General features: G+C 69.5%; 11 protein-coding genes and 2 pseudogenes. 4 read left to right on the plus strand and 9 right to left on the minus strand.

The features are described 5' to 3' along the window. Positions 1 to 405, plus strand: a pseudogene (locus C1I97_RS21570) (hypothetical protein); the annotation flags it as partial. A 14-nt stretch (positions 406 to 419) separates the two neighbouring features. Here the strand turns inward: C1I97_RS21570 and C1I97_RS21575 are convergent. Then, complete coding sequence (locus tag C1I97_RS21575; RefSeq protein WP_111004866.1) at positions 420 to 1,028, minus strand: YceI family protein; 609 nt, start codon at positions 1,026 to 1,028, stop codon at positions 420 to 422. A 259-nt stretch (positions 1,029 to 1,287) separates the two neighbouring features. Here C1I97_RS21575 and C1I97_RS21580 point away from each other — a divergent pair, with 259 nt between their 5' ends. The 3 genes from C1I97_RS21580 (at position 1,288) to C1I97_RS21590 (ending at position 3,833) form a co-directional block, all read left to right on the plus strand. After that, the gene (locus C1I97_RS21580; RefSeq protein WP_111004867.1) at positions 1,288 to 1,812 is read left to right on the plus strand and encodes a hypothetical protein; all 525 of its coding nucleotides are present in this window, start codon (positions 1,288 to 1,290) and stop codon (positions 1,810 to 1,812) included. 222 nt (positions 1,813 to 2,034) lie between these two features. Further along, positions 2,035 to 3,618 (plus strand): acyl-CoA carboxylase subunit beta, encoded by a 1,584-nt coding sequence (locus tag C1I97_RS21585; RefSeq protein WP_111004868.1) that lies wholly within the window; start codon positions 2,035 to 2,037, stop codon positions 3,616 to 3,618. A gap of 20 nt (positions 3,619 to 3,638) precedes the next feature. Then, positions 3,639 to 3,833: an acyl-CoA carboxylase subunit epsilon gene (locus C1I97_RS21590; protein ID WP_111004869.1), complete on the plus strand. Its 195-nt coding sequence runs from the start codon at positions 3,639 to 3,641 to the stop codon at positions 3,831 to 3,833. Between the two features lie 152 nt (positions 3,834 to 3,985). Here the strand turns inward: C1I97_RS21590 and C1I97_RS21595 are convergent, their stop codons facing one another. The 8 genes and pseudogenes from C1I97_RS21595 to C1I97_RS21630 form a co-directional block, all read right to left on the minus strand. Then, complete coding sequence (locus C1I97_RS21595; RefSeq protein WP_100572095.1) at positions 3,986 to 4,567, minus strand: GTP-binding protein; 582 nt, start codon at positions 4,565 to 4,567, stop codon at positions 3,986 to 3,988. Continuing rightward, positions 4,548 to 5,117: a DUF742 domain-containing protein gene (locus C1I97_RS21600; protein ID WP_111004870.1), complete on the minus strand. Its 570-nt coding sequence runs from the start codon at positions 5,115 to 5,117 to the stop codon at positions 4,548 to 4,550. The genes C1I97_RS21595 and C1I97_RS21600 overlap by 20 nt, the downstream gene beginning before the upstream one ends. Positions 5,118 to 5,216: 99 nt before the next feature. After that, on the minus strand, positions 5,217 to 5,630 hold the full coding sequence (locus C1I97_RS21605) for a roadblock/LC7 domain-containing protein (protein WP_055493648.1): 414 nt from the start codon (positions 5,628 to 5,630) through the stop codon (positions 5,217 to 5,219). A gap of 10 nt (positions 5,631 to 5,640) precedes the next feature. Beyond that, on the minus strand, positions 5,641 to 8,868 hold the full coding sequence (locus C1I97_RS21610; protein WP_111004871.1) for a sensor histidine kinase: 3,228 nt from the start codon (positions 8,866 to 8,868) through the stop codon (positions 5,641 to 5,643). A 412-nt stretch (positions 8,869 to 9,280) separates the two neighbouring features. Beyond that, positions 9,281 to 9,856 (minus strand): GTP-binding protein, encoded by a 576-nt coding sequence (locus tag C1I97_RS21615; RefSeq protein WP_111004872.1) that lies wholly within the window; start codon positions 9,854 to 9,856, stop codon positions 9,281 to 9,283. Beyond that, positions 9,837 to 10,235: a DUF742 domain-containing protein gene (locus C1I97_RS21620; protein WP_111004873.1), complete on the minus strand. Its 399-nt coding sequence runs from the start codon at positions 10,233 to 10,235 to the stop codon at positions 9,837 to 9,839. Before C1I97_RS21620 ends, C1I97_RS21615 begins: the two co-directional genes overlap by 20 nt. Before the next feature lie 111 nt (positions 10,236 to 10,346). Continuing rightward, positions 10,347 to 10,760: a roadblock/LC7 domain-containing protein gene (locus tag C1I97_RS21625; RefSeq protein WP_111004874.1), complete on the minus strand. Its 414-nt coding sequence runs from the start codon at positions 10,758 to 10,760 to the stop codon at positions 10,347 to 10,349. Between the two features lie 9 nt (positions 10,761 to 10,769). Continuing rightward, positions 10,770 to 11,088 (minus strand): annotated as a pseudogene (locus C1I97_RS21630) (hypothetical protein); the annotation flags it as partial.

Here is an 11,088-nt window from a genome sequence, read left to right on the forward strand (position 1 = left end):
CCCTGCTTCTTCGACCCGCGCCACGGCCCCTCGGTCGCCGACGCGACGTGGACGCCTCCGGGTGGGGCGCCCCGTCAGGTCCCGGTCTGCGCCGCCGACCGGGTCCGCCTGGCCGACGGCCGCGACCCGCAGGTCCGCGAGGTGGACACGGACTGGGGCCGCCGCCCCTACTGGGACGCCGGTCCCGCGTACGGCCCCTGGGCCGGAGGCTACTTCGGCGGCGGCCTCCTCCCGGGCCTCCTGGTGGGCACCCTGCTCGGCAGCATGATGGCCACCCCGTCCTACGCGGCCGGCTACGGCACCGGCTACGGCGACTTCGGAGGCTACGACGGGTACGGCGGCTACGAGGGCGGCGACGTCTCCGGCGCGGACTTCAACCCGAGCGACTTCGGGGGCGGGTTCTGAGAATCCGCGGCCGGTCAGGCCTTCTTGATGGCGGAGATGTCGAAGTTCAGCTTGATCTTGTCGGAGACCAGGAAGCCACCCGTCTCCAGCGCCGCGTTCCAGGTCAGGCCCCACTCGGAGCGCAGGATCTCGGCCTTGCCCTCGAAGCCGACGCGCTCGTTGCCGAAGGGGTCCTTGGCGGAGCCGTTGAACTCGAGGTCGATGGTGAGCGGCTTGGTGACGCCGAGGATGGTCAGGTCGCCGGTGATGCGGTAGTCGGCGCCGCCCAGGGCCTCGGCCTTGGTGGAGCGGAACGTCATCTCCGGGAACTCGTCGGTCTTGAAGAAGTCCGCGCTCTTCAGGTGGCCGTCACGGTCCGCCGAGCCGGTGTCGATGCTGTCCATCCTCACGTCGATGGACGCCGTGGAGGCGGAGGGGTTGCCGCCGTCCAGGTGGAGGGCGCCGGTGAAGTCGTTGAACTTGCCCTTGACGTTCGTGACCATGGCGTGCCGCGCGACGAAGCCGAGCGTGGAGTGCGCCGGGTCGATCGTGTACTCGCCGGTCAGCGCGGCCAGGTCCGGGTTCACGGGGGCGGGGGCGGGGGTGCTCTCGGTGGTGGTGTTCTTGCGGCCGAAGATGCCCATGGGGTGTTCCTCTCAGAAGAGACGGTCGCTCGGCGCGGGGACAGGCGCCGAGTAAGTTGAACATTCAACTTGCTCAACGGTCACGACCGTAGTCCTATTCCATTCAACTTTCAACATCCTCTGCCGTGTGTCGCCCGGACTGCGCGCGGTCACCTTCGTACGCCCTCTGGCGGACGCGCGTAGATCTCGGGCACCATCTCCCTGCACCACCTGCACAGCCGCCCCACACCAGCCACGGCCAACAGCAGGAAGGTTCTCCATGAAGACCACCAAGGTCACGAGGTTCACCAAGGCCCGCGCGGCCCTCACCGCCCTCGCCCTCGTCGTCGCCCCCGGCGTCGCCGTCATGGGCACGGCCACCGACGCCTTCGCCGTCACCAAGATCAGCCACGCCACCGCGACCCAGATGTTCCGCGACGTGGGCATCACCTGGTCCTCCTCCGGCAACTGCTCCAACCGCAACGTCTCGACCTGCACGTCCTTCGAGCAGCTCAACCTGGACACGGCGAAAGGGGCCCAGACCCTCAAGAGGGCCAGTGGCTGCGCCCTCAACATCACCGGCGGCACCGAGACCGGCCACGCCTCCGGTACCTACTCCCACTGGAACGGCTACAAGCTCGACTACGGCAAGAACACCTGCGTGACCAACTACATCAAGAACACCTTCGCCTACATCGGCCTGCGCGGTGACGGCGCCCCGCAGTACAAGTCGGCCTCCGGCAACATCTACGCCGACGAGGGCAATCACTGGGACGTCACGTACTACAACTGCGGCGGCTGCTGACCGGACGGACGCGGTGTCACCCGAGGGGCGGCATCCGCCCGCCTGAATGTGAGAGGGCTCCCGCGACCTCGGTTTGTGGCACCTCCACAAGGGCAGCGCCCTCTGAGCAGTCGAAAGGGCTGCAACACGCCCGGGTTCTGTTCAGGGGTACCAGGAAAACGGGCCGGAGACTGTACGGAGTCGACGGCCCGCTTTCCTTGGTGTCCTTCGTAAGGTCGCTACATGACCGTTTTGGAAGAGACGACGGGTGAGCCGGCGGACGCGCGCGGGCGGGTCGCCGAACTGCACGGGATCCGTGCGCAGGCGGTGGCGGGCCCCAGCGAGAAGGCGACGGCGGCGCAGCACGCCAAGGGCAAGCTGACCGCGCGGGAGCGGATCGAACTGCTCCTGGACCCCGGCTCCTTCCAGGAGGTCGAGCAGCTGCGCCGGCACCGGGCGACCGGGTTCGGTCTGGAGGCCAAGAAGCCGTACACCGACGGTGTGATCACCGGCTGGGGCACGGTGGAGGGCCGGACGGTCTTCGTCTACGCCCACGACTTCCGCATCTTCGGCGGCGCGCTGGGCGAGGCCCACGCCACGAAGATCCACAAGATCATGGACATGGCCATCGCGGCCGGTGCCCCGCTGGTCTCCCTCAACGACGGTGCGGGCGCCCGGATCCAGGAGGGCGTCAGCGCGCTGGCCGGCTACGGCGGCATCTTCCAGCGCAACACCAAGGCGTCCGGGGTCATCCCGCAGATCAGCGTGATGCTCGGCCCGTGCGCGGGCGGCGCCGCCTACAGCCCCGCGCTCACCGACTTCGTGTTCATGGTCCGCGAGACCTCGCAGATGTTCATCACCGGCCCGGACGTGGTCAAGGCGGTCACCGGCGAGGAGATCACGCAGAACGGGCTGGGCGGCGCGGACGTGCACGCCGAGACCTCCGGTGTGTGCCACTTCGCCTACGACGACGAGGAGACCTGCATCGCCGAGGTGCGGTACCTCCTCTCCCTGCTGCCGCAGAACAACCGGGAGACCCCGCCGCGGGTGGAGTGCTCCGACCCCGCCGACCGCCGCTCCGACGTCCTGCTGGACCTGGTCCCGGCCGACGGCAACCGGCCCTACGACATGACCAAGGTCATCGAGGAGATCGTCGACGACGGCGAGTACCTGGAGGTCCACGAGCGCTGGGCGCGCAACATCGTCTGCGCGCTGGCCCGCCTCGACGGCCAGGTCGTCGGCATCATCGCCAACCAGCCCCAGGTGCTGGCGGGCGTCCTGGACATCGAGGCGTCCGAGAAGGCCGCCCGCTTCGTGCAGATGTGCGACGCCTTCAACGTCCCCATCGTCACCCTTCTGGACGTCCCCGGCTTCCTGCCCGGCGTCGACCAGGAGCACGGTGGAATCATCCGGCACGGCGCCAAGCTGCTCTACGCCTACTGCAACGCCACCGTGCCGAGGATCTCGCTGATCCTGCGCAAGGCGTACGGAGGTGCCTACATCGTCATGGACAGCCAGTCCATCGGGGCCGACCTCACCTACGCCTGGCCCACCAACGAGATCGCCGTGATGGGCGCGGAGGGCGCGGCCAACGTCATCTTCCGCCGCCAGATCGCCGAGGCGGAGGACCCCGAGGCCATGCGTCAGAAGATGGTCAAGGAGTACAAGGCCGAGCTGATGCACCCCTACTACGCGGCCGAGCGCGGCCTGGTGGACGACGTCATCGACCCCGCCGACACCCGCGAGGTCCTGATCAAGTCCTTGGCGATGCTGCAGTCGAAGCACGCCGACCTGCCCTCCCGCAAGCACGGCAACCCGCCGCAGTAACCCAGCCACGGAGGCCACCCATGGACAACGTCGACATCCGCGTCGAGAAGGGCCACGCCGAACCCGAGGAGGTCGCTGCCATCACGGCCCTCCTCATGGCCCGCGCGGCGGCCCGCCCGGCAGGCGCGGCCCTCACTCACCGCGGCCGCCCGAAGGCCGGCTGGCGCCGGCTGGAACGGGAGAACGGCTTCCGCGCCCCCCACAGCTGGCACTGAGCCCGCACGACCCCAAGGGGGCCCACCCGTCAGGGTGGGCCCCCTTCGCGTGTCTTCCCGTGGGAACCTCCCGCGGAGCTTCCCGTGGAACGGAAAAGGTGGGTGCCCTCTCGCGAGGAGAGGGCACCCACCTTTTCCAACCGGGCGGGGCGTTACCGCAGACGCGCCATCAGCGCGTGCTCGACCAGTGTGATCAGCGCCGACTTGGCGTCCGCGCGGTGACGGGCGTCGGTGGTGATGATCGGCGCGTCGGGGCCGATCTGCAGGGCCTCGCGGACCTCGTCCGGGTTGTACGGCTGCTGGCCGTCGAAGCCGTTGAGGGCGATGACGAACGGCAGGCCGCTGTTCTCGAAGTAGTCGACCGCCGGGAAGCAGTCGGCCAGGCGCCGGGTGTCGACCAGGACGATGGCGCCGATGGCGCCGCGGACCAGGTCGTCCCACATGAACCAGAACCGGTCCTGGCCGGGCGTGCCGAACAGGTACAGGATCAGGTCCTGGTCGAGCGTGATGCGGCCGAAGTCCATGGCCACCGTGGTGGTGGTCTTGTCCCCGGTGTGGGTGAGGTCGTCGATGCCCGCCGAAGCGGACGTCATGACGGCCTCCGTGCGCAGCGGGTTGATCTCCGAGACGGCGCCGACGAACGTGGTCTTGCCCACGCCGAAGCCGCCCGCCACCACGATCTTGGCGGAGGTGGTGGAGCGGGAAGGACCGCCGCTAGAGCTTGCGAAGTCCACTGAGCACCCTTTCGAGCAATGTCACGTCTGGCTGGCCACCGGCGTTCTCGTCGCCGCCGGGCTGATGGATGGCGACCAGGCCCGCCTCCGCCAAGTCGGCGACGAGGATCCTGGCCACGCCGAGCGGGATCGACAGCAGGGCCGAGATCTCGGCCACCGACTTGATCTCGCGGCACAAGTGGCAGATCCGCTGATGTTCGGGCAGCTGGCCCTGCATCTGGTGCGGCTGCGCGGTGGTGTGCACCAGTGCCTCGATGGCGAGCTGGTACCGCGGCCTGGTGCGCCCGCCCGTCATGGCGTACGGGCGTACCAGAGGGTTGTTCGACGCCCCGGCGGGCGCCGGCTCGGGGGTGCGTCGCTGTGGCTGCACCGGCTGGATCCGCCGGGCCGGCGGCTGGTCGTACGGCGACGGGCCTGGGCCCTGTGGCGCGTACGGCTGCCGGTGGTGCGGAGCGGAGGGGAAGTATGGGTTCACCGATCCGTCGCCCTGGCCCTGGACGGGACCGTACGACCAGTCGCCCGAAGGCGAACCACTTGGGGGTGTTGCCACTTTCTCTCCTCCTCCGACTGTGCCGGGCACCCGATGCTGCTGGGGAGCCGCGTCCCGAAACCTTACGGCCCCGGGACGCCAAGACGCACCGTCTGTCTGTTAGTTGAGAAGGCTTCCCTGGAGCTCCGCCCGGAGATCCGGGGTGAGGACCGTGCCGGCCCGGTCGACCAGAAGTGCCATCTCGTACCCAATGAGACCGATGTCCGCATCGGGGTGTGCGAGAACCGCGAGGGACGAACCGTCGGAGATGGACATGATGAAGAGGAATCCCCGCTCCATCTCCACAACCGTCTGGTTCACGCTGCCGCCCTCGAAGATGCGCGAGGCACCGGCGGTCAGTGAGGTCAGACCGGAGGCGACGGCCGCGAGCTGGTCGGCGCGGTCGCGGGGAAAGCCTTCGGACATCGCCAGAAGGAGTCCGTCGGCGGAGACCACCACGGTGTGGGACACCCCGGGGGTGTTGTCCACGAAGTTGGTGATCAACCAGTTCAGGTTCTGTGCCGCCTGGCTCATCGGGCTCACACTAACGCTCCTGGTTGTAGGTGCTGTCAGGACCGAAGCCCTGGCCGTTCTTTTCACTTCCTGCGCTGCGTCCCCGCTGGACACCCCGGCGCAGGTTGCTCAACCTGCCCCGGACGTCCTCGGGGGCGCGGGAGACCTGTGGGCCGCCCTGCGGGGTCGATTCCGCGGTGCCCTGGACCAGGTTGGCCTTGGGCACCCGTCGTGGCAGGCCGGAGGAGGTCACTCCGCCCGCCTTGGGCTTACGGAGTTGCGAGGCCTGCTGCCAGCGCTCGTCGTTCGCCGAACGCCAGTCGCTGTCGCCGCTGCTCTCCGAAGTACGGGACGGCGCTTCCTGGTTCACGGGCCGCGCGCCGTTCGAACCGCTCGCGGTGGATCCGCGGCGGGGCAGCCCGGCGTCGGTCAGCTCGTGGACGGCGGAGGGGGCCGGTCCCGGACGCTCGAAGCCTACGCGGTCCGTCTCGTTCCCGTCAGTGGCCTGCGCGGCTTCCGCTTCCGGAGCGTACTGGTCCGGGTAACCGTTCCGGTAGCCGTCCTGCTGGGGCCAGTCGTCCTGGTAGGACGGCTCCTGGAGGCCGGGGTACGTCTCCGGCGCCGAGGCGTGGGCCGACGTGTGCTCCTGCTGTCCGGGCTCCGTGTACGCGGGGTCGGGGTAACCGCCGTTGGACGAATAGGACTCGTTGTCCGGCAGGCCGCCGTTCGGCGCGTAGTACGCCTCGTCGTACGACGGCTGTCCCGCCTCGTCGTACGCGGTCTGCCGCTGCTCCTCGTACAGCGTCTGCTGGTCGTATCCGCCCTGCTCCGGGTAGGGCGTCCGACCGGTGTCGTACACCGGCTGCTGCCCCGTGTGCTCGTCGGGGTAGGCGGTCTGCCCGTCCGTCCCCGGGCCCTGCGGCCGGCCGGGCGTCTGCGACTCCAGGGCGGCACGGCGCTCCTTGCGGTGGAGCGAGCGGTTGACGGGGTCCAGTCCCCGGAGGTCGTCCGGGACCTCGTACCGGCTGTCGTCGAAGCCGAGTTCCGCGGCGGTGCGCATCGGCTCCGCGGCGCCGAAGTCCTCACCCTGGAACTGCTGCTCGGGGATGATCTGCGAGACGGTGAACTCGTTCTGGTCCAGCGCCTGCTCACCGCCACCGCCGCGGGTGATCGCGTCCGGCAGCATGACCAGCGAGGTGGTGCCGGCCTGCTCGCCGGAGGGGCGCAGTTGGACGCGGATGCCGTGCCGGTCGGCGAGGCGGCCGACCACGAACAGGCCCATGCGCTGGGAGATCGCCACGTCCACGGTGGGCGGGTTGGCCAGCTTGTGGTTGATGTCCGCGAAGTCCTCGGCGGTCAGGCCGATGCCCTTGTCGTGGATCTCGACCATCACGCGGCCGTCGGGGAGACGGGTCGCGGTGACGCGGACCTTGGTCTGCGGGGAGGAGAACGTGGTGGCGTTCTCCAGGAGCTCGGCCAGCAGGTGCACGAGGTCGGTCACGGCGCGGCCGTGGATCTCGGCCTCGGGGACGCCGGACAGCTCGATGCGCTCGTACTGCTCCACCTCGGACGCGGCGGCGCGCACCACGTCGACCAGTGGGACCGGCTGGTCCCAGCGGCGGCCGGGCTCCTCGCCGGCGAGGACGAGGAGGTTCTCGCCGTTGCGCCGCATACGGGTCGCCAGGTGGTCCAGGCGGAAGAGGTTCTCCAGCTGGTCCGGGTCGGCCTCGTTGTTCTCCAGGTCGGTGAGCAGGGTCAGCTGGCCCTCGATCAGCGACTGGTTGCGGCGCGAGAGGTTGGTGAAGATCGCGTTGATGTTGCCCCGCAGCAGGGCCTGCTCGGAGGCGAGCCGGACGGCCTCGCGGTGGACCTGGTCGAAGGCGCGGGCGACTTCGCCGATCTCGTCGGTCGAGGTGATCGGGATCGGTGCCACCCGGGTGTCGACCCGGCCGGGGTCGGTGCGCGAGAGCTGGTCGACCAGCATCGGCAGGCGCTGCTCGGCGATGCCGAAGGCGGCGTTGCGCAGCCGGCGCATGGAGCGGCTCATCTGGCGGGCCACCATGCCGGCCAGGACGAACGCGGCGAGCAGGGCCACGACGACGACGGCGCCGGTGATGAGGGCGTCACGCTTGGCGGCGTCGGCGACGTCCTGGGCCTCGCTCACGGCCTTGTCGACCAGTCCGGTCTCGACCTCGCGGTAACCCTCGAACTTCGCGGTGTAGGCACCCAGCCAGGTCTTGACGGTGATGCCCTTCGCCGCCAGCTCCTCGGAGGTGAGGGTGCCGGAGGCGACGCCCTGGAGCATGCCGTCGGCGGCCGGCATCGCCGTGTAGGCGCCGCCCTGGGTGGAGGAGCTCTGGCCGGCGCCGACCGCGGCGCCCTTGTCGCCGATGGCCTGGCGCTGCTTGGCCATGACGTCGTCGAGGCGGTTCACGTCGTCCTCGGGGGCGCCGGAGACGAACTCGTTGATCGCGATGCCCTCGAGGTAGCGGTACGACACGAGGGAGACGCGCTGCTGCTGTGCGACGGCCGGCTTCTGGCTGGGGCGCACCAGCATGTGGACGCCGATGGAGCGCTGCAGCGAGGCGGCCGCCTTGGCCAGGGAGACGGCGTAGACCGTGCGGCCGTAGCTGGTGACGTTGCCGGTGCCCAGGCCCAGCTCGTTGGCGAACTCCGTCAGCGAGTGCTGGACGGCGACGTAGCCCTCTTCGGTCTTCACCGGGTCCATGGCGGCCGTGTAGGCGGCCTGGCGCAGCTGCGGGAGGGCGGTCTCGTTGGAGCGGAAGAGCTTCATCCGGCGGTCCAGGGCCGCGGTGCGCGGCAGGTCCTGCGCGACGCGGTCGAACTCCTCCTTGGCCGCGTCGGTGGCCGCCCGCAACTCCTTGACCTGCTCCGTCTCCCCCTTGCCCTGCAGCAGGTCGGCGGCGGTCAGGTCGCGCTCGTTGAGGAGGGACTGGCCGTAGTCCTCGGCGGCCCGCACCAGGAGGGCCACCCTCTCGGCGTCCTCGGCCTCCTGCCAGGTGTCGATCGAGCTCTTGACCTGGAAGCCGCCCATCACGAGGCCGACCAGCACGGGTATGAGCAGGATCGCGTTCAGCCGGGTCGGCACCCGCCAGTTGCGCGGGGAGAAACGGCCGCCGCTCGGGGCGGGAGGGGCCGTCGGCTCCGAACCGGGCACACGCGCGGGCGCCGTACCGCGCGGCGGCGGGGTGAAGTTGCCCCGGGCCGACGGCGCGGGACCGTTCTTGCTTCGCCTCACTCGACCAACAACCTCTCGGCGGTCGGCACCTACGTTGTGCCGCAGTGTCTCAGAACCCTGTCCGCCATAGACGACCAGTACTGCTCAGTACGTCTTGGACCATTGGGCAGTTCAGGCATTCCAGCACGTCAGCATGGACTCTTCCAAACACTCGGATCCAGCGGCGCAGATGCTTGCGAGCCCCAGATAAAACGGTCATAAAGAACGAGCCTCGGCAAATGTCCGGGGGATCGTGCGCGCAGCGGCACCGTATGTGCGCGACGCGTGGCCGCACCAGCCGATTCCTCTGCCGAAACGTTATGAACATCGGGGCCGACCGTGTCAAAAGACACAGCCGGCCCCGATGCATCTACGACAACTGCCGTACGGTCTCGCCGACTTGATCACTACGCGCGGCGGCGGCGCCCAAGCGTCACTTGAGCCGGGCCATCAGGGCGTGTTCCACCAGTGTGATCAGCGCCGACTTGGCGTCGGCCCGGTGACGGGCGTCGGTGGTGACGATCGGCGCGTCGGGGCCGATCTGCAGGGCCTCGCGGACCTCGTCCGGGTTGTACGGCTGCTGGCCGTCGAAGCCGTTGAGGGCGATGACGAACGGCAGGCCGCTGTTCTCGAAGTAGTCGACCGCCGGGAAGCAGTCGGCCAGGCGCCGGGTGTCGACCAGGACGATGGCGCCGATGGCGCCGCGGACCAGGTCGTCCCACATGAACCAGAACCGGTCCTGGCCGGGCGTGCCGAACAGGTACAGGATCAGGTCCTGGTCGAGCGTGATGCGGCCGAAGTCCATGGCCACCGTGGTGGTGGTCTTGTCCCCGGTGTGGGTGAGGTCGTCGATGCCCGCCGAAGCGGACGTCATGACGGCCTCCGTGCGCAGCGGGTTGATCTCCGAGACGGCGCCGACGAACGTGGTCTTGCCCACGCCGAAGCCGCCCGCCACCACGATCTTCGCGGAGGTGGTCGCCCGGCCCGCGTCAGAGCTTGCGAAGTCCACTGAGCACCCTTTCGAGCAGCGTCACATCCGGTGCGCCACCGTTGTTCTCATCGCCGCCCGGCTGGTGGATGGCCACCAGGCCGGCCTCGGCGAGGTCCGCGACAAGAATTCGTGCCACGCCCAGCGGCATGGCGAGAAGAGCCGACACCTCGGCAACGGATTTCACCTCACGACACAGGTGACAGATCCGCTGGTGTTCCGGGAGCAGTCCCATCAGCGCTGCCGGGTCGGCCGTGGTGCTGACCAGCGCCTCGATGGCGAGCTGGTAGCGCGGCCGGGTCCGGCCGCCGGTCATCGCATACGGACGTACCAGCGGCTGGTCGCCCTCATCCCCGTACGACTCTGCGTACGGATCATGAGAGGCGGGGGGCGGGGTCATGAATCCTCCGGGCGGGACAGCAAGTCGGTCAGTCAAGCCGTCTGACAGGGCCGGTGGGGGGATTGTGGCGGCCGGACGGTGATTTGGTGAGGTGGGTGGTGCCGGAGCCGGTCAGTGGAGCAGACTGCCCTGTAGTTCGGCGCGCAGGTCGGGGGTGAGGACTGCCCCTGCGCGGTCGACGAGCAGGGTCATCTCGTAACCGACGAGGCCGATGTCGCACTCGGGGTGGGACAGGACCGCGAGCGACGACCCGTCCGAGATGGACATCAGGAAGAGAAAGCCGCGCTCCATCTCCACGACCGTCTGCGCCACAGTGCCGCCCTCGAAGATCCGGGAAGCCCCGGAGGTCAGCGAGGTGAGACCGGACGCGACGGCCGCGAGCTGGTCGGCGCGGTCACGGGGAAACCCTTCGGACATCGCCAGAAGCAGTCCGTCGGCCGACACCACGACGGTGTGGGACACCCCTGGGGTGTTGTCCACGAAGTTGGTGATCAACCAGTTGAGGTTCTGTGCCGCCTGGCTCATCTGGCTCAACTAACGCTCCTGCTGGTGAGTGGGGAAGCTGCCCGTCTGGCCGTGGCCGGCCTGACGACCCTGCGCGATGCCCCGACGGAGATTGGTCAGCCGGCCGCGTACGTCGTCAGGCGCACGCGAGACCTGCGGACCGCTCTGGTGCTGTTGCTGCTGCTGAGCCGTGCCCGGGACGAGGTTCGCCCGGGGCACCCGGCGCGGCAGGCCGGAGGTGGTGACTCCACCCGCGGCCGGCTGCCTGACCCGCTCGGCCTGCCGGACGAGGTCGTCGTTCGGCGAGCTGCGCCAGGCGGGTGCGGTGTTCCGCTGGGGAGCGGGGGAG

This window comes from Streptomyces sp. NTH33 (assembly GCF_003236365.1).
Classification (GTDB): domain Bacteria; phylum Actinomycetota; class Actinomycetes; order Streptomycetales; family Streptomycetaceae; genus Streptomyces.